Source organism: Phytohabitans aurantiacus, assembly GCF_027923225.1.
Lineage (GTDB): Bacteria > Actinomycetota > Actinomycetes > Mycobacteriales > Micromonosporaceae > Phytohabitans > Phytohabitans aurantiacus.
In genome coordinates this window covers 224,129-247,602 of sequence record NZ_BSDI01000011.1, presented here as the reverse complement: position 1 = coordinate 247,602, position 23,474 = coordinate 224,129, and the positions used below count along the sequence as shown (strand labels likewise).

Sequence of the window (23,474 nt, the reverse complement as noted above, 5' to 3'; positions counted from 1 at the left end):
CGAACCGTCAGACAGTCCGAAACCTAGGCCAGGCAACGGCGTGCCCCAATCACCAACCCGACCCCAACCCACACATCGGGGCGAAGAGCCGCGCTTTTGCCCTTGATCGGCGCGGAGGGCCGAGCGCGGACGGCCGAGCGCGGACGGCCGAGCGCGGACGGCCGAGCGCGGACGGCCAAGCGCGGACGGCCAAGCGCGGACGGCCAAGCGCGAAGGGCCTGGGCGGAGGGTTAGGCGTCGTCGGGGAAGGTGCGGCGGGGGACGGTTACGACGGGCTCGGGGCCTACGGCGTCGGTGTACGGGGCGGGGGAATCGGCTACGGCGAACTGGGTCCGGTACAGCTCGGCGTACAGGCCGCCGGCGGCGACCAGGTCGTCGTGGCGGCCGTGCTCGACGATTTTGCCGTCGTCGAGGACCAGGATCTGGTCGGCGTTGCGCACGGTCGAGAGCCGGTGCGCGATCACCAGCGCGGTGCGCCCGCTCAGTGCCACCGACAGCGCGCGCTGGACGGCCGCTTCGGACTCGGAGTCGAGGTGTGCGGTGGCCTCATCGAGGATCACGATCGACGGTGCCTTGAGCAGCAGGCGGGCGATCGCGATGCGCTGCTTCTCGCCGCCGGAGAACCGGTAGCCGCGCTCGCCCACCACCGTGTCGAGCCCGTCGGGCAGGGACCGTACCAACTCTTCCACCTGTGCGCCGCGCAGTGCGGACCACAGCTCGTCGTCGGTGGCTTCCGGCTTGGCGTACCGGAGGTTGTCGGCGATGGTCTCGTGGAAGAGGTGGGAGTCCTGGGTGACGACGCCAATGGTGTCGCGCAGCGATGCTAGCTTCGCGTCGCGGACGTCGACGCCGCCGACGAGCACCTCGCCGTCGGTGACGTCGTAGATGCGGGACACGAGCATCGAGGTGGTCGACTTGCCGGCGCCGGACGGGCCGACCAGGGCGACCATCTGCCCGGGCTGGACCGCGAACGAGACGCCCCGCAGCACCGGCTCGGTCACCGTGCGGTCGAGTGTGGCCACCTCTTCGAGTGAGGCGAGCGAGACCTCGGCCGCTGACGGATACCGGAAGCGGACGTCGCGGAACTCCAGCCGGCCCGCGCCCGCCGGGATGTCGACGGCGTCCGGCTTTTCCGCGATGCTCGGTGCCAGGTCGAGCACTTCGAAGACCCGGTCGAACGAGACCAGCGCGCTCATCACGTCGACCCGGACGTTGGACAGCGCGGTCAGCGGCCCGTACAGCCGGGTGAGCAGCAGCGCCAAGGTGACAACGGTGCCCGCGCTGACCGAGCCGTTGACGGCGAGCCAGCCGCCGAGGCCGTAGGTGAGCGCCTGCGCCAGCGACGCCACGAGCAGCATGGCGACGAAGAAGGTGCGGGAGTACATCGCGGACTGGATGCCGATGTCGCGCACCCGCGCGGCTCGCTCGCCGAACCGTGCCGCCTCGGCCTCGGGCTTGCCGAAGAGCTTGACCAGCAGCGCACCGGCCACACCGAACCGCTCGGTCATCGTGGCGTTCATCTTCGCGTCGAGGTCGTAGCCCTCGCGGGTGATCTCGGCGAGCCGCTTTCCGACCCGGCGGGCCGGGATGATGAACAGGGGCAGCATCACCAGCGACAGCGTGGTGATCTGCCACGACAGCGTGAACATGACCGCGGCGGTGAGCACGAGCTGGATCACGTTGCTGACCACGCCGGACAGCGTCGAGGTGAACGCCCGCTGCGCGCCAAGGACGTCGTTGTTGAGCCGGCTGACCAGGGCACCGGTCTGGGTGCGGGTGAAGAACTGGAGCGGCATCCGCTGGACGTGGTCGTAGACCTGGGTGCGCAGGTCGAGGATGATGCCCTCGCCGATGCGCGCCGAATACCACCGCTGTGCCAGGGACAGCAGCGCGTCGGCCACCGCGAGGCCGGCGATGAGGAACGCGATCCGGACCACCGTCGTGCCGGCGCCGGAGTCACCGCGGGTGATCGCGTTGACCACATCACCGGCGAGCACCGGCGTGGCCACCCCGATGCCGGCCGAGATGACCACCGTGATCAGGAAGACAACGATGTCGGAGCGGTAAGGCTGGGCGAACGCGAGGATGCGCCGGCCCGTGCCGCGCGCGAGCTGATGGCCGCTGACCTCGTCTCGGGCGCGGATGGACCGCAACATCCCCCATCCGGCACCGTAAGACACCTGCCACCTCCAGTGAGCTCGTAGGGACAGTCTCCTCTGTCCCTACGACAAAACTCACCCGGTAAGCGGTTTCTTCCCGATCAGGTCCTTACTCTCCGACCCCGGCCAGATCGCGGAAGCGGCGCACCTGTGCCTCCCGCTCGGCCCGGTCCTGCTCCTCGTAGGAGCGGTCGGCAGCGCCCGTGAGCAGGGCTTTCAGCTCCACGACCGCGTTGCGCGGGCCGGCGAGGACGGCCGCTACCAGGTCTGCGGTAGCGGAGTCGAGGTCGGCTCGGGGCACGACGACGTTGGCCAGGCCGATCCGCTCGGCCTCCGCCGCGCCCACACGCCGGGCCGTCGCGCACACCTCCAGCGCCCGCCCGTACCCGATCAACTCGACAAGGCGTTTGGTGCCGCCCAGATCGGGAACCAGACCGAGAGTTACCTCGGCCATCGACAGTTGCGCGTCATCGGCGAGAACGCGCATGTCACACGCTAGTGCGAGCTGGAATCCGGCGCCGATCGCGTGACCCTGCACGGCCGCGATGCTAACGATGTCATGGCGCCGCAGCCAGGTGAATGCCATTTGAAAGCCGTGAATGCGATCGGCGCTTTCCTCAGGGGGCAGGCGCGCGAACTCGGTGAAAGAATTCACCCCTTCGCGCATAGCCACTGAAAGGTCCAGCCCCGCCGAGAAGGCTCGCCCCTCGCCGCGCACGACAACGACCCGCACATCACCGGGCAGGTCTCGTGAGAACTCGCTCAGCGCCAACCACATCTCAGGTGTTTGGGCGTTGAGGACGTCGGGCCGGGACAACGTAACAGTTGCCACCGGCCCGTCGCATTCCAGCCGTACGCCGCCACCGGAGGTCATCGGGGGTTCCCGGCAGCGGCACGGTGCCGAACAGCGGAAAGTGCGGTCACGCCTTCTTACGGCGCCGCGCGCCGCCCCGCTGACGGAGCTGAACGCCGGACTCCGTAAGCACCCGGTGCACGAACCCGTAGGAACGGCCGGTCGACGCCGCCAGGGCGCGAATGCTCTCGCCCGAGGTATACCTCTTGACCAGGTCCTTGGCTAGCGTCTGACGCTCGGCTCCGACGATCCGGCGACCCTTCTCTGTGCTGGTGGCTGTGCCGGTGGCTGCCATGTTGATTCCTCACGTCCCAGACTGTGCGGTTTCATTGCGGTCCCACCTATTAGACCGCCTCGAACGATCATGCGCTAGATATCTTCTGTTCGCCAACCGACACGCACACCCATGTCGGCAACCCGACGCCCGTGAAAAACGTACTCAGTCGCACTCACCGGGATCGCATCCCGCGTACTGAGCATCTAGCGCCCCACACGTATCGCTAAGCGAGTTCGACAAGCTCCAGGAGGTCGTCGCTCCAGGCATCCTCGTCGCCGTCGGGCAGCAGGATCGCCCTGTCCGGCTTGAGCGCCTGCACCGCACCCGGATCGTGGGTGACCAGCACGATCGCGCCGGGGTACCGGGCGATCGCGTCGAGCACCTGCTCGCGGCTCACCGGATCGAGGTTGTTCGTCGGCTCGTCGAGCAGCAGCACGTTGGCGCCCGAGCAGACGAGCGTGGCGAGCGCCAGCCGCGTCTTCTCGCCGCCGGAAAGCACGCCCGCGGGCTTGTCGACGTCGTCACCCGAAAAGAGGAAAGCCCCGAGGATCTTGCGCAGATCGGTGTCGGACTGCTCGTATGCCGCGCTTCTCATGTGCTCCAGCACGGTTCGATCGATGTCGAGTGTCTCGTGCTCCTGCGCGTAGTACCCGATCCGCAGGCCGTGTCCCGCGCGGACCTCGCCGGTGTCCGGCTCCAGCAGCCCGCCCAGCATGCGCAGCAGCGTGGTCTTGCCGGCACCGTTCAGCCCGAGGATGGCCACCCGGGAACCCCGGTCGACGGCCACGTCGACGTCCGTGAAGATCTCCAGCGACCCGTACGACTTGGACAGCGCGCTCGCGGTGAGCGGGGTCCGTCCGCACGCCGCCGGCGTCGGGAACCGGACCTTGGCGACCTTGTCGCCAACCCGCTCCTCCTCCAGGCCCGAGAGCAGCCGCTCGGCCCGCCGGGCCATGTTCTGCGCGGCGACCGTCTTGGTCGCTTTTGCCCGCATCTTGTCGGCCTGCGCCATGAGGGCGCCGGCCTTCTTCTCGGCGTTCGCGCGCTCGCGGCGCCGTCGCCGCTCGTCCGTTTCGCGCTGCTCCAGGTACGCCTTCCAGCCCACGTTGTACATGTCGACGACCGACCGGTTGGCATCCAGGTACCAGACCTTGTTGACCGCCGCCTCCAGCAGCGAGACGTCGTGGCTGATCACGACGAGCCCGCCCTTGTGCGCCGCCATGTACCCGCGCAGCCAGGTGATCGAGTCGGCGTCGAGGTGGTTGGTCGGCTCGTCGAGCAGCAGGATGCCGTGCCCGTCTTCGCCCGCGTCACGGAACAGGATGCGCGCGAGCTCGATCCGGCGCCGCTGACCGCCGGAGAGCGTGCCGATGGTCTGGTTGAGCACCCGGTCGGGCAGCCCCAGATTGGCACAGATCCGTGCGGCTTCCGCCTCGGCGGCGTACCCGCCAAGGGAGGCGAACTGGTCCTCGAGCGTGCCGTACCGGCGCAGAAGTCGCTCGTCGCCCGTGGCGAGGCTGGCCTCGACGCGTTTCATCTCCGCGAGGAGCTCGTCGAGCCCGCGCGCGGACAGCACGCGGTCGCGGGCGGTGACATCGAGGTCACCTGTACGGGGGTCCTGCGGAAGATATCCGACGGCGCTGCGCCGTTCGACGTTGCCGGCGTAGGGCATGCCCTCGCCGGCCAGCACCTTGAGGGTGGTGGTCTTGCCAGCGCCGTTGCGGCCGACCAGGCCGATCCGGTCGCCCGGCTGCACGCGCAGCGTGGCGCCGGACAGGAGGATGCGGGCGCCAGCACGTAGTTCCAGGCCGGTGGCGGTGATCATCGCGGAAAGCTCACTCTCGGATCGAAGACTGACTCTTGGGCACGCGGAAGCACCGGCGGGGACGCTTCACCGGCCGGTGCGGGGCGGTCAGTCTTCGCACAAGAGCACGGCGGCGATTCTACCCGGCGTGGCGCGGGCACCCAACCGACTAAAGAACAAGATCATCGGGTATCGATAGTGCCGTGGAACTCAACGAGGATGCCAACATCGACACCAGCCAGGTCGAAGACCGGCGTGGCTCCGGTGGTGGTGGGCGCGGGATGCCGATCCCGCTGCCGAGCGGCAAGGGTGGATGGGTCGGTCTCGTGGTGGCCCTTCTGGTCGCCCTGGCCGGCGGTGGCCTCGGCCTCAACGCGGCGACCGACGGCGGCGGGGGCGACAACACGGCTCTAGAGCAGAAATGCTCGGCCGAGAACGCCCTGGATCAGCTCGACTGCCGCAACACGCTGTACGTCAACTCGATCCAGGCGTACTGGCAGGTCGCCCTGCCGGAAGCTTTCGGCAAGGCGTACCAGCCAGCCGACACGGTGCTCTTCAGCAGTGCGGTGAGCACCGGCTGCGGCTCGGCCGACTCCGGCGTCGGGCCGTTCTACTGCCCGGCCGACGACCACGTGTACATCGATCTCACGTTCTACGAGGTACTGGCCCAGCAGCTCGGCGCGTCCGGCGAGTTCGCACAGCCGTACGTGCTGGCTCACGAGTACGGGCACCACGTGCAGGACCTGCTCGGCACCGAGGCCCAGGTGCGCCGCCAGCAGCAACGCGACCCGAACAACGCCAACGAGTTGTCGGTGCGCATGGAGCTCCAGGCGGACTGCTACGCGGGCGCGTGGGCCAAGAACGCCGTCGGCACCACTGACGAGAGCGGCCAGAAGATCTTCACGAGCATCACCCAGCAGGACATCCAGGAGGGACTGGACACGGCGGCGTCGATCGGCGACGACACGATCCAGAAGAAGTCCGGCGGGCGGATCGACGAGTCCTCGTTCACCCACGGCACCTCTGAGCAGCGCCAACGCTGGTTCCGCACCGGCTACGACTCCGGCGACCCCAAGACCTGCGACACCTTCGGCGGCCCAATCTAGGCTGCCCCCACCTGCACGCCGCGCCTCCCACACACCGCGCCTCCCCCGCCCCGCACACCGCGCCTCCCCGCCCCGCACGCCGCGCCTTCCCCGCCGATCAAGGGCGAATGCACGTGGTTCGATCTCTAAACCACGTGCATTCGCCCTTGATCCATGCGATCGCCCTTGATCGGCGGCCGCCGGCAGGCCCTGCCCCGGCGCCAGCACACCACCTGCGCCGATCTTGCGCTTGTCACGTCCCAAACCGGGCAATTCGCCATGACAACTGCAAGATCGGCGTACGGCGCGGGCGGGGGGCGGGGCCGGGGGGCGGCGCGGGGCCGGGCGCGGCGCGGCGCGGGGCGGGGCGAGCGGCGCGGGGCTGGGCGAGCGGCGCACGACGCGGGGCGCGGCGCACGACGCGGGGCGCGGCGCACGACGCGGGGCGCGGCGCACGACGCGGGGCGCGGCGCACGACGCGGGGCGCGCGGGCAGGACGCACGGGGCGGGGCGGGCGAGGGTGGGAGGGCTGTTAGGGGTCGTGGAGGAGGATGTGGACGGCGCGGGAGAGCGTCACGGCCTCTACCAGTACGGCGTGGCGGGGGTCGGCGACAGCAAGGTGGCGGTCGGCGCGGATCGGGATCAGCGGGGCGAGCCTGGGGTCGGACAGGATGGTGTCGATCGTGCGGCGGTCGCCGCCGCACACGAGCGCCGCCAGCGACGCCGCCTCGGGCAGGAGCAGCCTGACCGCCAAGTCAGCCGCTTCGTTCGCGGAGGCCTTGGCCTGGTTGGCGCGCCGCCGGGCGTACCGCTGCTGAGACCAGCCGCCCGCGGCTGTGCGGCCCTGTACGTAGCGTGTCTCCACCTTGGACGACACCAACTTGTCGCCGTCTGCCACGCCCACGGCCATCGAGCCCGCGCGCGCCAGCAGCAGGCCGATCCGCCGGGGAGCCTCGACGGCTGCGAGAAAGGCGGCCAGTTCGACATCGTCAGCGACGGCGATGGGGCCCGTGCCCGGGGGTGAGTGCAGGTCGGCGGTCGTCCCGTCCGGGGCGGTCAGGCGGATGGCGTACCCGGAAAGCATGCTGGACCTCGGCGGACCGTGACGGCGCGCGAAGCCTCCGATCCACTTGGCCAGGCGCGCTGGGTCGACCTCGACCCAGCGCCCGCCACCTGCCGCAGGTCGCCCACCCATGCGCCGACCGTACGGCATGATCGGGGCATGACGCCGCTCGCCTCCGCGGTCATGGAGCGCCTGACCAGCGCGTACGGTGACGCGCGCGACCCCGCGAAGGCGGCGCCGATGGCCGCGTACATGCGCGGGCAGTTCGCGTTTCTTGGGATCCCGTCGCCCGCGCAGAAGGCGTTGGCGCGGGCGGCGCTCGCGGACCTGCCGCGTCCGGCGGAAGACGACCTGCGCGACGTCGCTGCGGCGTGCTGGGCGTTGCCGGAGCGGGAGTACCAGTATTTCGCGTGCGGCTGGCTGCGACGGCACGCACGCGTGTGTTCGGCGGACTTCTTGGCGACCGCGCGAGAGCTCATCATCACGAAGTCGTGGTGGGACACTGTGGACACACTGGCGGCGCATCTGGTCGGCACGCTCGTGTCGCGGCACCCGGCGCTGCTATCCACGATGGACGCTTGGAGCACGGACGAGAATATGTGGCTAGTGCGCACCGCGATCCTGCATCAGCTCGGCTACAAAGAGGGCACGGACACGGCACGGCTGTTCCGGTACTGCGCCCGCCAGGCCGGTCACCGAGACTTCTTCGTACGCAAGGCGATCGGATGGGCGTTGCGCGAATACAGCCAGACGGACCCCGAGGCGGTGCGGTCCTTTGTGGAGTCGCACCGCCTCGCGCCACTGTCGAGCAGGGAAGCGCTCAGGCGGCTGGGGTGAAGATGACGCCCAGCTTGTCCAGCTCGGTGCCGGACCGGCCGTGGAAGCCGCTGATCTGCCAGCCGGCGGGCGCCGTATAGGTGACGGTGTCCGATGTGGCTGTGCCGCCACTCAGCGTGCGGCCGGCGCTCGTGACGAACCGGATGTAGAAGATCCTGGTGCGGCCGTCCTTCTGGCCGGCGTTGAGGGTGACCGACGCGAGCCGCTCCCCCGCCGCGAGCGTCAGGCTGGCCGCGGTGCCGCCGGTGCCGCCGTGGCTGTACGAGATCCCACCAACAACAAGCCCGACCTGGTCGACGCGGGAGCCGGCGCGGATGCCGACCTGGGTGACGCGCTGACCGGTGGGCACGGAGGCGACGTCGGTGTACGGGGTGCCGTGCGGGCCGCCGAACGAGTCGCTGAGTTGAAGGTTGGGGTTGAGCGTCCAGCGGAACCCGGCCGCGATCGGGTAGTGGTCGGAGAGCATCTTGTTGTCGGCGGTGCGGAAGTCGGCGTTTTCGTTGCTGTACCAGTCGAGCGCGAGCGTGACGTACCGGTTCCCCCGGTAGAGGATCTTGTCGACGACCTCGCAGTCGTTGGTGACGTTGGCGTCGTCGCAGACGAGCGCGTCGCTGCCGGCCGCCGGTGGGGTGCCGCCGCGCACACCCTGCACCCAGGCGTCGGTGAGCCCGTTGGCGTTGAGCAGCTCGCGGATGTTGTCGCCGGTCCGCGTGTACCGAGTGTTGGTGTCACCCATGACGACGACCGCGTTTCCGGCCGAGTTGGCCTGGATGTAGCTGGACAGCTCGCTGATGTTCGCGCGCCGGGCGGCGAGGTCGGCGTCGGTGGTGCCGGCGTTGGGATGCAGGTTGTAGAAGTCGACGTACACGCCCTCGGCTAACCGCACGCGCGACCACGTGAACCCCTTGGGCGTCAGGCAATCGGTGCCGTTGCAGGAGTTCCAGTCGTCGCGGACGAAGTCGGAGTACGGGTAGTCAGAGAGCGTGTTGAGCCCGTCACCGAAGCCGGCGCCGCCGCTCGTGGGCGTCCGATGTGGATGGTTATCGTTGGCGTACAGGGCGGCGTGGTAGTTGAAGTCCTCCTGCACGTGCACGACGTCGTACGCGCCGAGGCGCTGCCCGATGGTGGGCGTGTTCGCTGCGGGGTTGCCGCTCGACAGGCCCTCGGGGAGACCGGCGACGTTGTAGGTAAGCACCGAGAAGGTGCCGGTGGACGGTGGGGCGGCGGAGGCCGGCGCGGCACCGCCCACGACCAGCAGCGCGGCGACGGCGAGCACCCGGGAAATCGACGACATTGCCTCTATCTATCACAGGTCAGATGAGGTTACTATCCGGTACACGAATGTTCCTCACATATTCACAGTCATGAGGACCGCCATGCGCCGATCCGCTCTCCTCCACGCCGCCAGCACCCTCGCGCTGACCGCTGCCACCGGTTTCGTCGTCCTCACCGGCCCGCCCGCGAGCGCCGCCGTCCTGGTGCCCAACGACTACTGCCTGGAGCAGTGTGCTGACATCCTGCCGCCAGGACAGAACGGCAACGCGACGCTCGTCGAGATCCTCGGTCACCAGGCGTTCGGCACCCGGCCGGCGCACTCCGCCGACCAGCTCGACAAGTACGCGAACCTGGTCTACAACTACGCCGGGCTCACCGACGAGCAGATCCCCTCGTACTTCAACAACGCGTCGTTCGGCGTGCCCGCCGGCCAGGCTGAACGGACCTACCAGCCGCGCTCGGACGTCACCGTCGTGCGCGACAAAGCAACGGGCACGCCACACATCACCGGCACGACGCGCGCCGGCACGATGTTCGGTGCCGGGTACGCCGGTGCCGAGGACCGACTCTTCACAATGGACCTCCTGCGGCACGTCGGGCGGGGCACGCTGACGCCGTTCGCCGGCGGCGCCCCGGGCAACCGCGCGCTGGAGCAGAGCGTCTGGCGCAACTCGCCCTACACCGAGGCGGACCTCCAGGCCCAGATCAACGCCCTGCGCGCGCAGGGCGGCAGAGCCGAGCAGCTCTACATCGACGTGCAGAACTACATCGCGGGCATCAACGCGTACATTGCTGCCTGCATGAACGGCCGCTACTGCCCCGGCGAGTACGTGCTTACCGGTCATCTCGACTCGGTCACGAACGCGGGCGGCCCGGTGCAGTTCACGATGACAGACCTCGTCGCGATCGCCGGTGTCGTCGGCGGGCTGTTCGGTGGGGGCGGCGGCGCCGAGATGCAGTCGGCGCTGGTACGGATCTCCGCGCGGGCCAAGTACGGCGCCACCGAGGGTGACGCGGTGTGGCGGGCGTTCCGTTCGCAGAACGACCCGGAGACAGTACTCACACTCCACAACGGACAGAGTTTCCCGTACGGCTCGGCCGCGGACGACGCGCCCAGTGTCGTCATGCCAGATGCGGGATCGGCTGTGCCGGAGCCGGTGGTGACCGGTCAAACGGGGTCCGCGTCGGATGGTGCCGTGGCGCTCGCCAGCCTCAGCGTCGGGAGCCCTCAGCGGGGCATGTCCAACGCCGTCGTCATCTCCGGGGCGCACACCACCACCGGCAACCCCATCGCCGTCTTCGGGCCTCAGACCGGGTACTTCTCACCGCAACTGCTGATGGCGCAGGAGCTACAGGGACCGGGCATCAGCGCCCGCGGTGTAGCGTTCGCTGGGCTCAACCTGTACGTGTTGCTGGGACGCGGGCAGGACTACGCGTGGAGCGCGACATCGTCCATCCACGACATCACCGACACGTACGCGCTGCCGCTGTGCACGACCGACGGCAGCACGCCGACGGTGGCGAGCAACCGGTATACATACAACGGGCAGTGCGTGGCGATGGAGGATCTGTCGCACGTCAACTCGTGGAAACCCACCACCGCGGACTCCACACCAGCCGGCTCGTACAAGCTGGTCGCCTGGCGCACCGCGCTCGGGCTCGTGGCGTGGCGCGGAATGGTCGGTGGCAAGCCGTACGCGTTCACCCACCTGCGGTCGACGTATGGGCGGGAGGCGCAGTCGGCGATCGGCTTCCAGATGTTCAACGACCCGTCGGTGATGGGCAGCGCCAACGCGTTCATCACCTCGGCGTCCAACGTGGAATACGCCTTCAACTGGTTCTACGTCAACTCCACGCAATCGGCGTACTTCAACTCGGGGCGCAACCCGATCCGCGCCACGGGATCCAACCCGAACCTGCCGATGGCCGCCTCGTACGCCTGGACCGGGTACGCCCCCGCGAGCGCCCATCCACAGTCGATCAACCAGGACTACTACGTCTCCTGGAACAACAAGGCGGCGGCCGACTTCGGCGCGGCCGACGGAAACTTCAGCTTCGGCTCGGTGCACCGCGGCGAGTTGCTGGACACCCCGGTGAAAAGCGCGCTGGCCGCCGGCCAGAAGCTCGACCGGGCAGGGGTTCTGAAGCTCGTCGAGCATGCGGCCACAGTGGACCTGCGCGGCATCGAGGTACTGGACGAGCTAATCCGGGTGGTGGAAAGCCAGGCCATCACCGACTCGTCACTCGCCACGACCGTCAGCCAGCTCAAGGCATGGCGGCAGGCGGGCGCTATCCGCAAGGAGACCGCGGCGGGCTCGAAGACGTACCAGCACGCCGCCGCCATCCGTATCTTCGACGCCTGGTGGCCGCTGCTCGTCAACGGCCAGTTCAAGTCCGGTCTCGGCGCCGACCTGTACCAGTCGCTCGTCAACGCCTTGCAGGTCAACGAGTCACCGTCCGGGCACCAGCAGGGTGACGTGTCCAACCTGCCCTCATCGGCCAACGAGGCGCAGGCACACAAGGGCTCCTCGTTCCAGTACGGGTGGTGGGGGTATGTCGACAAGGACCTGCGTGCCGTGCTCGGCGACCCGGTCAGCGGTGGGCTCGGCCGCACGTACTGCGGCGGCGGCAGCCTGGTCGCCTGCCGGACAATGCTGCTCGACACGCTGCGCACGGCCGCCGCGCAGCCGGCCAGCACCGTGTACCCGGGCGACGACCACTGCTCAGCCGGTGACCAGTGGTGCGCCGACGCGATCGTCCAGTCACCGCTCGGCGGCATCACCTCGCCGATCATCGCCTGGCAGAACCGCCCGACGTACCAGCAGGTGGTCTCGTTCCCGGCCGGGCGCGGGCAGGACGTCAGCAACCTGGCCGCCGGCCGCCCCGTGACGGCGTCCAGTGTGGAGGGTTCGTTCGCGGCGACCCGCGCCGTCGACGGCGACCCGGCCAGCCGGTGGGCGAGCGGCTGGAGCGACAACGAGACGCTCACCGTCGACCTTGGATCGAGCAAGTCGGTGGGGCGCGCGATCCTGCGGTGGGAGAGCGCGTACGCGACCTCGTACCGGATCGACGTGTCGGCCGACGGGTCGACGTGGCGCTCGGTGTGGTCGACGGCGGCCGGCAACGGCGGCACGGACGTGGCGTCGTTCACCCCGACGAGCGCGCGCTACGTGCGCTTCGCCGGCGTGAAGCGCGCCACCAACTACGGATACTCCATATACGAGCTGGAGCTCTACGCCCGCTGAGCCCTTCAATGATCAGGGCGTCCCTCAAGTCGTTAGAGCGACTTGAGGGACGCCCTGATCACGGGATGGTGGCGGCCAGGGCGGCGATCAACGTCGCTGAGAGCAGCGCTGTCACCAAGCGGCCGCGTGGACCCGTCAGCAGGCGCCCCACCAGCGTCCCACCACCCGCGATCACCAGTTGCCAGCTCGCCGACGCCAGAAACGCGCCGACCACGAACATCACCTCACCGGCCGCGCTCTTCCCGTCCGACGCCTGCCGCCCGAGCACCAACGCTCCGAAGTAGACGATCGTCATCGGGTTGAGCACGGTCAGGCCGAGCAGTCCGACGAACGCCCGTAACGGTGTCGCCAGGCCCGCGTCGGACCGGGCCGCGCGAGCCGGGTCGCGATGGTGACGCACCGCGGTGACCGCCGTGTACGCGGCCAGCCCCAGCAGGACCACCGCCGCCACCCAGCGCATCGGGCCGGCGATCGGCTCGATGACGCCCGCGAGGGCGGCTCCCCCGATCACGGCCACCGCCGCGTACAGGCCATCCGCCGTCGCCACGCCCAGCGCGGCCGCGGCACCGACCCGGAACGACGTCCGAGCGGCCAGCCCCATGATCAGTATCGCGATGGCGCCCACGGGCACGGCCACGCCGTACCCAGCGATCATGCCATCGACGAACCCCCCGATCACGACCGGAAGGGTGGGATCGCAGCCGGCCGCGGAGCGCGCTGCTGTCGCGCGCCGGCGACGGCGGCGACAACAGGACCACGGGGTGAAGGCTCGATCATGTCCGCATTCTGCGCTTACCCGACGCCTCAGGGCCACCGATTTTCGTCAAGGGCTTGTCGAAACGGCACGTTCCATGTGCGGTGGGAGGATGGTCCGGTTTCGCGTCCTCGGCCCGCTGGAGATCGACACGATCGACGGCCGGCCGCTTCGGCTCACCGCCGCGAAGCCACGCACCCTGCTCGCCCTGCTCCTGCTGCACGCCAACGAACCGGTCAGCCCCACGGTGCTGACCGATGCGCTCTGGCCGCTGAAGCCACCCCGGACCGCGGCCACCGCGCTGCGCACCCACATCTGGGCGCTGCGCGGTTCGCTGGGGATCACCGGCCTGACGGCTGGCCCCAACGGGTACCGGATCGAGATAGCCGAAGACGACCTGGACCTGCTGGTCTTTGACGCCCTCACGCGCGCGGGCCGCCGGGCCGCGGCGCGCGGCGATCTGCCGGCCGCGGCCGAGTCGTGGCGGCGCGCGCTCGCGCTGTGGCGCGGGCGCCCGTTCGACGGCATCGAGCTTGGCGCCAGCGCCGACTCGGTGCTGACCGACCTGGCGGAGCGGCGGTTCGCGGTACTGGAAGACTGGGCCACCGCTCAGCTCACCCTCGGCCGGCACGCCGACGCGCTCTCCGCGCTCGCCGCGGCCGGCGCCGAGCAGCCTCTCCGCGAACGCCTGCACGAGTTGTCCATGCTCGCCCTCTATCGCAGCGGGCGGCAGGCCGAGGCGCTGGCGGCGTTCCGGCGGCTGCGCGAGCGGCTCGTGGTCGAGTTGGGCATCGAGCCCGGCCCGCCCATCCAGCGGCTGCACCGCCAGATCCTGTCGGCCGACCCCACGCTCGACGCGCCGCCCGGCCCGGTGCCGCGCCAGCTCCCGCCCGACGTCGCCGACTTCACCGGCCGCCACCGCGAACTGGCCGACGCGCGCGCCCGGCTGGCCGGCTCACCCTTGCGGCCCGCGCCGGTCGTCGCGATCGCGGGGCCGGGCGGCGTGGGCAAGTCGGCGCTCGCGGTCCGCGTCGCGCACCGGCTCGCGCACCGCTTCCCTGACGGCCAGCTCTACGCCGATTTGCAGGGCGCGACGGCCGGCCTGCGGCCGCTCGCGCCGCTCGACGTGCTCGGCCGGTTCCTGCGCGCGCTCGGCGTCCGCGAGACAGACGCGACGTCCGAGGCAGAGGCCAGCGCCGCGTTCCGCGCAGCCGTCGCGCATCGCCGGCTGTTGGTGGTACTGGACAACGCGCACGACGCCACGCAGGTGCGCCCGCTGCTGCCCGCCGGACCGCACGCCGCGACCGTGGTGACAAGCCGACGTGTACTGTCCACACTGGATGGTGTTGCTCTCGTGCACCTGGACGTGCTGCCCGAGCCCGAAGCGGTGCGGCTACTCGCGCGACTGGCCGGCGCCGATCGGGTGGCCGCCGACCCCGGCGCCACCCGGCTGCTGGCCCGGCGCTGCGGCCACCTGCCGCTCGCGCTGCGGATCGCCGGCGCGCGCCTCGCCGCCCGTCCCCGCTGGCCCGTGCGCGCCCTCGCCGACCGGCTCGCCGACGCCCGCCGCCGCCTCGACGAACTCCAGGTGGCCGAGCTGGGCGTACGATCCAGCTTCCAGGTCAGCCACGAGCTGCTGCGGGAAAGCACCGACCCCGGCGAGCGGGCCGCCGCAGCCGCGCTGCCGTTACTGTCCATGCCCGACGGACCCGACCTTGGCGTACCGGCCGCCGCCGCCCTACTCGATCGCCCCGACGCCGAGCTCCTTCTCGAACGGCTCGCGGACTGCCACCTGCTGGAGTGCCCGGCACCGGGCCGGTACCGCCAGCACGACCTCGTCCGCCTCTTCGGCCGCGACCTTCCCCTCGACGGCGGTGACGCGGCCTTCGGTCGCCTGCTCGCTTGGTACGCCGCGACAGCGTGGCAGGCGTTTCGACTGCTGCGGCCGGCCGATCCCCGCCCCGACAGCGCCGGGCTTCTGGCGGCGCCCGGCTCGACGTTCGCAAACGTGGCCGAGGCGCTGGAGTGGCTGGAGACCGAACGCCCCAACCTGGTGGCGGCGGTCCGGCAGGTGGCCGCCACGTCCAGAGTGGACGGTGGCGCGGCCACCTCGCTCGCGCGGGCACTGTTCGGGTTCTTCCACGTGCGCGGTTACCTCAACGACTGGCTCGGCGTAAACCAGGCCGCCCGCGCCATCGCCCAGCGCTCCGGCGACCGTACCGCCGAGGCGCACGCCTGCCGCGACCTGGGCGCCGCACACGAGATGCGCGGCGAGTACGCCGAGGCGCTATCGTGCCTGCGGGCGGGACTCGACGGGTACAGGTCGGTCGGTAACCTCGCCGGGCAGGCCGCGTGCCTCAACAGCGTCGGGCTCGTGCACGACAGCCTCGGGCAGCTCACCGAAGCCACCGAGTACCTGGAACGCAGCCTCGCGATCAGCCGGCAGCTCGACGACCGGCACAGCCAGGCGATCAGCCTCAACAACCTTGGCGAGGTGTACGGAAGGCTAGGCTCGTACGAGCGGGCCGTGGCGGGGCTCCAGGAGGCACTTGCGATCTTCCAAGCCAACGGAAACCGCCGCAACGCCGCCGCCAGCCTCGCCAACCTCGGTGGAGTGTACGAACAGCAGGGGGCGCTGGACGCGGCGCTGAGATATTACGAAGAGAGCCTCGCCGAGCTGCGTTCGCTCGGCACGCTCAGCGTCACGGACGTGCTGACCTACGTCGGCCGCGTACACCGAAAGCAGGGCCGGAGCGACCAGGCGCTGGCCTGTTTGCGGGAGGCCCTGGAGATCGGCGAACGATCGGGCGAGCGCCGAAGCGTGGCGGCGACGCTGTACGAACTCGGCCTGACCGAGCGGGAGCGCGGCGCCGTCGAGCCGGCCCGGGAGTACTGGCGACGCGCATTGGCGATCTTCGAAGACCTCGGCCTCCCGGAAGCGACCGAAGTGGCGTCCGTCCTAAAAGGACTGTGAACGTTTATGGTTGCTATGGCAGCCATAAACGTTCACAGCTCCGCTGTTCCCGCGCAGGACGCGAGACGCGGCGGCGCAGGGCGCGCGGGCGACATCAGGCGTCCGACCGCCGGCCGGCGTCAGCGAGCCCGGACCACGCGCCCGGCGGTCCGGACCGAGCGCGCCATGGCGGGCCGGACCGCGCGCCACGGCGGGCCCTGAGACCGGCGGCCCGGACGGCGCTACGGCGGGCCTTGACCGCCACGGCCGGCCCTGACCGGCACGGCGCCTAGCCCACGCCGCCGATCAGGGAGACAACGCCGTCGAGTTTGGTTCATTCGCCGAGATCTTGAACAGTTATTGCTGCTCTGGCAGCAACGGCGTTGATCAAGGAGATTTCCATCGATCAAGGGCAAACGCACGCGGAAAAGAGATCCAACCACGTGCATTCGCCCTTGATCGGCGGGCACAGGGGCGGCGCAGCCGCCACGGGAGAGAGGGAGTGGGTCAGACGTTGAAGCCCAGGGCGCGGAGCTGGTCGCGGCCGTCGTCGGTGATTTTGTCGGGGCCCCATGGCGGGAGCCAGACCCAGTTGATGCGGAAGTCGCTCACCACGCCGCCGCCCGGGCCGCCCGTCAGGGCTGACCGGGTCTGGTCTTCGATCACGTCGGTCAGTGGGCAGGCCGCTGACGTCAGGGTCATGTCGATGGTCGCGATGTTGTCGTCGTCGACGTGGACGCCGTAGATGAGGCCCAGGTCGACGACGTTGATGCCCAACTCGGGGTCGACGACGTCTTTCATCGCCTCTTCGATGTCACCGACCGCGGCCTTGGTCACGTCACTCATGCCTTCACCTCTGGAGCCTCTTGAGCCGCCACCGACGGCGACGACTGCGACGACTGCGAGGACGGGCCGACGCCCGCCCGTGCCGCCGCGTCCTTGAACGCCATCCACGGTAGCAACGCGCACTTCACCCGGGCCGGGTAGCGGGCCACACCAGCGAATGCCACGCCGTCGCCGAGCAGGTCTTCGTCGGGCGTGACCTGCCCTCGGCCGCCCATCAGCTCGACGAAACCGTCGACCACCTGGAACGCCTCACCCGTGGCCCGGCCGGTCAGCAGTTCGTGCAGCACGCTGGCCGATGCCTGGCTGATCGAGCAGCCCATGCCGTCGTACGAGATGTCCGAAAAGGACCCGTCGTCGGTCGCGACCCGGATGGTCACCTCGTCGCCACAGGTCGGGTTGACGTGGTGCGCTTCCCCACCGAAGGGCTCACGCAGGCCACGGCCGTGTGGGTGCTTGTAGTGGTCCAGGATTATCTCCTGGTACAGCTGGTCGATCTGCATCAGTCGAACACCTTCCGCACCTGCTCCAAGCCGCGCACGAGAGCGTCGACCTCCTCCACGGTCGTATAGAGGTAGAACGACGCGCGGGTCATCGCCGGTACGCCGTACCGCTGGCAGATCGGCCGTGCGCAGTGATGGCCGACCCGCACCTCCACACCGACAGAGTCGAGGATCTGACCCACATCGTGTGGGTGTACCCCGTCGAGCGCGAAAGAAAGCGTGCCACCTCGGCCCACGGGCACGTTGGGGCCGAACAGGCGCAGGCCGGGCACCGTGGCGAGAGCGTCGAGCGCGTACGCCGTCAGCTCCTTCTCGTGCCACTGCACGGCCCGCATGTCGAGCGCCGTGAGGTAGTCGACGGCAGCGCCCAGCCCGACCGCCTCGGTGATCGGCGGGGTGCCCGCCTCGAACCGGGCCGGCGGCGGCGCGAACGTCGACCGCTCCATCGACACCGTCTCGATCATCGAGCCGCCGCCGAGTACCGGGGGCATCTCGGCGAGCAGCTCGTGGCGGCCCCACAGGACGCCGATGCCGGTCGGGCCGCACATCTTGTGCCCGGTGAACGCGATGAAGTCGACGCCGAGGTCGGTCACGTCGACCGGCATGTGGGGCACGGCTTGGGAGGCGTCGAGCATGACGAACGCGCCGACCTCGCGGGCCCGCGCGGTGATCGCGGAGACCGGGTTGATCGTACCGAGCACATTGGACACCAGCGCGTACGAGACGATCTTGGTGCGCTCGTTGACCAGTTCCTCCAGCGAGGACAGGTCGAGCCGACCCGCGTCGGTGACGCTGAACCACCGCAGTTTCGCGCCGGTGCGCTCGCACAGAAGCTGCCACGGCACGATGTTGGAGTGGTGCTCCATCTCGGAGATCACGATCTCGTCGCCCGGCTTCAGCGCGAACCGGGAGCCGGGAGCGGCGTTCGAGAACGCATAAGCCACCACGTTGATGGCCTCGGTCGCGTTCTTGGTGAAGACGATCTCATCCGGCGTCGACGCCGAGATGAATTGAGCCACCTTCGCGCGCGCGCCCTCGTACGCCTCGGTCGCCTCGGTGCCGACCTGGTGCACCGAGCGCGCGACGTTGCCGTTGTGGCGCTCGATGTGCTCCCGCATCGCGTCGATGACCTGGCGCGGCTTCTGCGAGGTGTTGCCGCTGTCCAGGTACACCATCGGGTACCCGTTGACCTCCCGACCCAGGATCGGGAAGTCGGCGCGCACCTTCTCGACGTCGAAGCGCGGCACGCCGTCGTACTGCGGCATGCCCTGCGGGATCGCGATCGTGGTCATGGGAAAGCCCTTCAGACCTTAGCCGGTCCGGCACCTGCCAGGTAGCGCTCGTAGCCCTCGGCTTCGAGCTTCTCGGCCAGTTCGGGACCGCCCTCTTCGACGATCCGGCCGCCGACGAAGACGTGCACGAAGTCGGGCGTGATGTACCGCAGGATGCGCGTGTAGTGCGTGATCAGCAGCAGGCCCGTCTCGCCGGTGGCGCGGACGCGGTTGACGCCCTCGCTGACCACCCGCAGCGCGTCGATGTCGAGGCCGGAGTCGGTTTCGTCGAGTACCGCGATCTTCGGCTTGAGCAGCTCGAGCTGGACGATCTCGTGCCGCTTCTTCTCGCCGCCGGAGAAGCCCTCGTTGACGTTGCGCTGGGCGAACGCCGGGTCCATCTGCAGGCGCTCCATGGCGCCCTTCAGCTCGCCGGCCCAGGTGCGCAGCTTGGGCGCCTCGCCGTCGATGGCGGTCTTGGCGGTACGCAGGAAGTTGGCCACCGAGACGCCCGGTACCTCGACGGGGTACTGCATCGCGAGGAAGAGCCCGGCGCGCGCCCGCTCGTCGACGGACATGGACAGCACGTCCTCGCCGTCGAGCGTGACCGACCCGCCGGTGATCTCGTACTTGGGGTGACCGGCGATGGAGTAGGCCAGCGTCGACTTGCCCGAGCCGTTCGGGCCCATGATGGCGTGGGTCTCCCCCGCCCTAACGGTGAGGTTGACCCCGGCGAGAATCGGCTTCAGGTCGCCCTCAGGCAGCTTGACCGACACCTGTAGGTCGCGGATCTCCAGGGTGCTCATGATGGGGTAACTCCGTTACTTGGCGTGAGACTGACAAAGACCTCGCCGTCGCGGACCTCGACGGGAAAGACGGGCACCGGCTCGGTGGCGGGCAGCCCGGTCGGCTCGCCGGTCCGTAGATCGAAACGCGAGCCGTGCAGCCAGCATTCCAGCGTGCAGCCGTCGACCTCGCCCTCGGAGAGCGGCACCTCGGCGTGCGAGCACTGGTCGTAGATGGCGTAGAAGTTGTCGTCTTCCGCGTGCACGACCGCGATCTCGGTGCCGTCGACGTCGGCGCTGACCGAGCTGCCCTTGGGGACCTCTTCTACCGAGCAGACCCGGATCATGCGCCCGCCTTCTGCAGCCGGGCCTCGATCGCGTCGCCGAGCCGCTCGCGCAGTTCCTCGACGGGGATCTTGTTGATCAGCTCGGCGAAGAAGCCGCGCACGACCAGCTTGCGCGCCTCGCCCTCCGGGATGCCCCGGGCCATCAGGTAGAAGAGCTGCTCGTCGTCGAAGCGGCCGGTCGCGCTCGCGTGGCCGGCGCCGGCGACCTCGCCGGTCTCGATCTCCAGGTTCGGCACCGAGTCGGCCCGCGCGCCATCGCTGAGCACGAGGTTGCGGTTGATCTCGTACGTGTCGGTGCCGGTCGCCTGCACCTGGATCAGCACGTCGCCGACCCAGACGGTGTGCGCGCCATCGCCCTGCAGCGCGCCGCGGTAGCCGACGTAGCTGCGGCAGTCCGGCACGCTGTGGTCGACGAGCTGGCGGTGCTCCAGGTGCTGGCCGGCGTCGGCGAAGTACAGCCCGTACAGCTCGGCCTCGCCGCCCCGCCCGGTGTACTCGACGCTGGTGAACTGCCGCACCAGGTCGCCGCCCAGCGACACCTGCACGTGCGTCACCTTGGCGTCGCGGCCCAGCTTGATCTTGACGTGCTGGGCCTGCACCGCGTCGGGCGCCCAGTCGGCGACCGTGATGAGCGTGAGCTTGGCGCCGTCGGCGACCGCCACCTCGACGTTGTCGGCGAGCGTGACCGAACCGGTCTGCTCCACCACCAGCGTGGCCTCGGCGAACCGCCCGACCTCGATGAAGGTGTGCCCGAAAGCGAGGCTGCCGTCACCGGTCACGCGCACCACGGCGGGCCGGTCGAGCACGGCCTCGGCGGCCACTGTGACCAGCGTGGCTTCGGCGAAACCGCCGTACGCCAGCGCGCTGATCCGGTCGAAGGGCACCAGGACCGAACCGATCCTGGGGTCACCCTTGTCCACAGTGGACACCGTGACACCGGCCGGCAGGTCCGAGTACCCGATGGCCGGAGCATTCGCGGCGGCCGAGGCGCCGGTCAGGCCCTTCAACCGGCGCAGCGGCGTGAAGCGCCACTCCTCCTCCAGGCCCGTCAGGGCCGGGAAGTCGGCGACGTCGTATGACCGCAGGGCCTGAGACTTGGTCTTAGGGGGTGCGGCGAGAGTGTCGGTCATTAACCGACCGCTCCTTCCATCTGGAGTTCGATGAGGCGGTTGAGCTCCAGGGCGTACTCCATCGGGAGTTCCTTGGCGATCGGCTCGATGAAGCCGCGCACGATCATCGCCATCGCCTCGTCTTCGGTCAGACCCCGGCTCATCAGGTAGAAGAGCTGGTCCTCGCTGACCTTGGAGACGGTCGCCTCGTGCCCCATCGCCACGTCGTCCTCGCGGATGTCGACGTACGGGTAGGTGTCCGACCGGGAGATCGTGTCGACGAGCAGCGCGTCGCACTTGACGGTGCTCTTGCTGTGCGAGGAGCCTTCGAGCACCTGCACGAGGCCGCGGTACGAGGTGCGGCCACCGCCACGCGCGATCGACTTGCTGATGATCGTGCTGGACGTGTGCGGCGCGGCGTGCACCATCTTGGCGCCCGCGTCCTGGTGCTGGCCCTCACCGGCCATGGCCACCGACAGCACCTCGCCCTTGGCGTGCTCGCCGGTCATCCACACGGCCGGGTACTTCATCGTGACCTTGGAGCCGATGTTGCCGTCGATCCACTCCATGGTCGCGCCCTCGTGCGCCACGGCGCGCTTGGTGACCAGGTTGTAGACGTTGTTCGACCAGTTCTGGATGGTCGTGTACCGGCAGCGGGCGTTCTTCTTCACGATGATCTCGACGACCGCGCTGTGCAGCGAGTCGGAGGAGTAGATGGGCGCGGTGCAGCCCTCGACGTAGTGCACGTACGCGCCCTCGTCGACGATGATCAGCGTCCGCTCGAACTGGCCCATGTTTTCCGTGTTGATCCGGAAGTACGCCTGGAGCGGGATCTCGACGTGCACGCCCTTCGGCACGTAGATGAACGAGCCACCGGACCACACGGAGGTGTTGAGCGCGGCGAACTTGTTGTCGCCCACCGGGATCACCGTGCCGAAGTACTCCTTGAAGAGGTCTTCGTGCTCCTTGAGAGCGGTGTCGGTGTCGAGGAAGATGACGCCCTGCTCCTCGAGGTCTTCACGGATCTTGTGGTAGACCACCTCGGACTCGTACTGCGCCGCCACACCCGCCACGAGCCGCTGCTTCTCGGCCTCCGGGATGCCCAGCTTGTCGTACGTGTTCTTGATGTCCTCGGGCAGGTCGTCCCAGCTGGCGGCCTGCTTCTCGGTCGACCGCACGAAGTACTTGATGTTGTCGAAGTCGATGCCGGTGAGGTCGGCGCCCCAGTTGGGCATCGGTTTCCGACCGAACAGCCGCAGGCCCTTCAGGCGCAGGTCGAGCATCCAGGCCGGCTCGTTCTTCTTGGCCGAGATGTCACGGACCACGGCCTCGTTGAGGCCACGCTGTGCCGACGCGCCGGCGACGTCCGAGTCGGCCCAGCCGTACTCGTAATTGCCGAGCACGGCGAGCTGCTCTGCTTGTGTCATCTGCTCGGTCACTACTTATTCCTCACCATGGTTGGTTGAGCTGGTATGTGCGTCGTGCACACGCCATCACCGTGGGCGATCGTGGCCAGTCGCTGCACGTGGGTGCCGACCAAGCGGGAGATCACCGCCGTCTCGGCCTCGCAGAGCTGGGGAAACTCGGCGGCCACGTGCGCCACCGGGCAGTGGTGCTGGCAGAGCTGCCCGCCGGTCGCGATCGCTGACGCGCTGGCAGCGTAGCCCTCCGCTGTCAGGGCGGCCGCGAGAGCCTCCGCCCGCGCGATCGGGTCGTCGCCGGCGCCCTCCAGCGCCGCCCGGCAGCGGGCCTCCAGCCCGGAGACCTGCTCGGTCGCGAACGCCTCGACGGCCTCTGCACCACCCGTGCGCGCGATCCAGCGCAGCGCCGCCGTGGCCATGCCGTCGTAGAAGTGCCGCCCGCAGTCCTGCCGGCCCGCGTCGGTCAGCACGAACAGCTTCGCCGGGCGGCCACGGCCACGCGCACCGCGCACCGGCCGCTCGCGGGCGACAACCGCCCCATCGGCGAGCATCGCGTCGAGATGGCGGCGAACCGCCGCCTGCGTCAAGCCCAGCTCGGCGCCCAGCTCGGCCGCGGTGGCGGAGCCGTGCTCGAGCAGCAGCCTGGCGACCCGGTCGCGCGTGCGCCCGTCAGCCACCGGCTGGAGCTCAGACAGCGCCGCCGCGTTTTTCACAACGCCAACGTTACGTATTTCCCCGAGCCCTCGCAAACCCGCGCCCAAGTGAACCGGGTCACCCCATCGCCCTTAACCCCCGGACGGAGACCTCCCACGTCGGTGCGGGGGGCGGGGACGTGGCACACGACGGCTTCAAGCCTGACGGACGACGTGGGGCACGTCCCCGCCCCCCGC

19 protein-coding genes are annotated in these 23,474 nt (G+C 69.6%); 4 read left to right on the top strand and 15 right to left on the bottom strand.

The window, feature by feature from the left end; translation table 11 throughout:
- Window positions 1–230 precede the first annotated feature (230 nt).
- The 4 genes from QMG73_RS14785 to QMG73_RS14770 form a co-directional block, all read right to left on the bottom strand.
- Window positions 231–2,156 (bottom strand): ABC transporter ATP-binding protein, encoded by a 1,926-nt coding sequence (locus QMG73_RS14785; protein ID WP_281895759.1) that lies wholly within the window; start codon window positions 2,154–2,156, stop codon window positions 231–233.
- Window positions 2,157–2,268: 112 nt separating this feature from the next.
- Entirely contained in the window at window positions 2,269–3,033 is a 765-nt protein-coding gene (locus tag QMG73_RS14780) for an enoyl-CoA hydratase/isomerase family protein (RefSeq protein ID WP_281895758.1), read from the bottom strand.
- A gap of 46 nt (window positions 3,034–3,079) precedes the next feature.
- Window positions 3,080–3,307 carry a helix-turn-helix domain-containing protein gene (locus QMG73_RS14775; protein ID WP_085066491.1) on the bottom strand — a complete coding sequence of 76 codons (228 nt, stop codon included), beginning with the start codon at window positions 3,305–3,307 and terminating at the stop codon, window positions 3,080–3,082.
- Between the two features lie 205 nt (window positions 3,308–3,512).
- Complete coding sequence (locus tag QMG73_RS14770; RefSeq protein ID WP_281895750.1) at window positions 3,513–5,114, bottom strand: ABC-F family ATP-binding cassette domain-containing protein; 1,602 nt, start codon at window positions 5,112–5,114, stop codon at window positions 3,513–3,515.
- A gap of 182 nt (window positions 5,115–5,296) precedes the next feature.
- Here QMG73_RS14770 and ypfJ point away from each other — a divergent pair, with 182 nt between their 5' ends.
- Window positions 5,297–6,199: a KPN_02809 family neutral zinc metallopeptidase gene (ypfJ, locus tag QMG73_RS14765; RefSeq protein ID WP_281895748.1), complete on the top strand. Its 903-nt coding sequence runs from the start codon at window positions 5,297–5,299 to the stop codon at window positions 6,197–6,199.
- 511 nt (window positions 6,200–6,710) lie between these two features.
- On the opposite strand, the gene QMG73_RS14760 is transcribed toward ypfJ, so the two are convergent.
- Complete coding sequence (locus QMG73_RS14760) at window positions 6,711–7,373, bottom strand: acVLRF1 family peptidyl-tRNA hydrolase (protein ID WP_281895746.1); 663 nt, start codon at window positions 7,371–7,373, stop codon at window positions 6,711–6,713.
- Between the two features lie 27 nt (window positions 7,374–7,400).
- Between QMG73_RS14760 and QMG73_RS14755 the strand changes: the two genes are divergently transcribed.
- On the top strand, window positions 7,401–8,078 hold the full coding sequence (locus QMG73_RS14755; RefSeq protein ID WP_281895744.1) for a DNA alkylation repair protein: 678 nt from the start codon (window positions 7,401–7,403) through the stop codon (window positions 8,076–8,078).
- Here QMG73_RS14755 and QMG73_RS14750 read toward each other — a convergent pair.
- Window positions 8,062–9,372: a jacalin-like lectin gene (locus tag QMG73_RS14750; protein ID WP_281895743.1), complete on the bottom strand. Its 1,311-nt coding sequence runs from the start codon at window positions 9,370–9,372 to the stop codon at window positions 8,062–8,064. The genes QMG73_RS14755 and QMG73_RS14750 overlap by 17 nt on opposite strands.
- A gap of 70 nt (window positions 9,373–9,442) precedes the next feature.
- On the opposite strand from QMG73_RS14750, the gene QMG73_RS14745 reads away from it, so the two are divergent.
- A complete protein-coding gene (locus QMG73_RS14745; RefSeq protein ID WP_281895742.1) occupies window positions 9,443–12,598 on the top strand; it encodes a penicillin acylase family protein in 3,156 nt (1,051 codons plus the stop codon).
- Window positions 12,599–12,656: 58 nt separating this feature from the next.
- Here the strand turns inward: QMG73_RS14745 and QMG73_RS14740 are convergent, their stop codons facing one another.
- Window positions 12,657–13,253 carry a LysE family transporter gene (locus QMG73_RS14740; protein WP_281895777.1) on the bottom strand — a complete coding sequence of 199 codons (597 nt, stop codon included), beginning with the start codon at window positions 13,251–13,253 and terminating at the stop codon, window positions 12,657–12,659.
- Between the two features lie 211 nt (window positions 13,254–13,464).
- Here QMG73_RS14740 and QMG73_RS14735 point away from each other — a divergent pair, with 211 nt between their 5' ends.
- Window positions 13,465–16,326, top strand: coding sequence for an AfsR/SARP family transcriptional regulator (locus QMG73_RS14735; protein ID WP_281895741.1), 2,862 nt, complete (start codon window positions 13,465–13,467; stop codon window positions 16,324–16,326).
- A 486-nt stretch (window positions 16,327–16,812) separates the two neighbouring features.
- On the opposite strand, the gene QMG73_RS14730 is transcribed toward QMG73_RS14735, so the two are convergent.
- The 8 genes from QMG73_RS14730 to QMG73_RS14695 are packed head-to-tail and all read right to left on the bottom strand — an operon-like array spanning window position 16,813 to window position 23,297.
- Window positions 16,813–17,259 (bottom strand): metal-sulfur cluster assembly factor, encoded by a 447-nt coding sequence (locus tag QMG73_RS14730; protein ID WP_407676799.1) that lies wholly within the window; start codon window positions 17,257–17,259, stop codon window positions 16,813–16,815.
- The gene (sufU, locus tag QMG73_RS14725; RefSeq protein WP_281895740.1) at window positions 17,148–17,651 is read right to left on the bottom strand and encodes a Fe-S cluster assembly sulfur transfer protein SufU; all 504 of its coding nucleotides are present in this window, start codon (window positions 17,649–17,651) and stop codon (window positions 17,148–17,150) included. The genes QMG73_RS14730 and sufU overlap by 112 nt, the downstream gene beginning before the upstream one ends.
- Window positions 17,651–18,943: a cysteine desulfurase gene (locus QMG73_RS14720; protein ID WP_281895736.1), complete on the bottom strand. Its 1,293-nt coding sequence runs from the start codon at window positions 18,941–18,943 to the stop codon at window positions 17,651–17,653. The genes sufU and QMG73_RS14720 overlap by 1 nt, the downstream gene beginning before the upstream one ends.
- Window positions 18,944–18,954: 11 nt before the next feature.
- Window positions 18,955–19,728 carry a Fe-S cluster assembly ATPase SufC gene (gene sufC / locus QMG73_RS14715; RefSeq protein WP_281895733.1) on the bottom strand — a complete coding sequence of 258 codons (774 nt, stop codon included), beginning with the start codon at window positions 19,726–19,728 and terminating at the stop codon, window positions 18,955–18,957.
- Window positions 19,725–20,054, bottom strand: coding sequence for a non-heme iron oxygenase ferredoxin subunit (locus QMG73_RS14710; protein ID WP_281895730.1), 330 nt, complete (start codon window positions 20,052–20,054; stop codon window positions 19,725–19,727). Before QMG73_RS14710 ends, sufC begins: the two co-directional genes overlap by 4 nt.
- Entirely contained in the window at window positions 20,051–21,184 is a 1,134-nt protein-coding gene (gene sufD / locus QMG73_RS14705; RefSeq protein WP_281895727.1) for a Fe-S cluster assembly protein SufD, read from the bottom strand. The genes QMG73_RS14710 and sufD overlap by 4 nt, the downstream gene beginning before the upstream one ends.
- Window positions 21,184–22,590, bottom strand: coding sequence for a Fe-S cluster assembly protein SufB (sufB, locus tag QMG73_RS14700; protein ID WP_281895775.1), 1,407 nt, complete (start codon window positions 22,588–22,590; stop codon window positions 21,184–21,186). The genes sufD and sufB overlap by 1 nt, the downstream gene beginning before the upstream one ends.
- Before the next feature lie 11 nt (window positions 22,591–22,601).
- Entirely contained in the window at window positions 22,602–23,297 is a 696-nt protein-coding gene (locus QMG73_RS14695; protein WP_281895725.1) for a helix-turn-helix transcriptional regulator, read from the bottom strand.
- Between the last annotated feature and the right edge of the window lie 177 nt (window positions 23,298–23,474).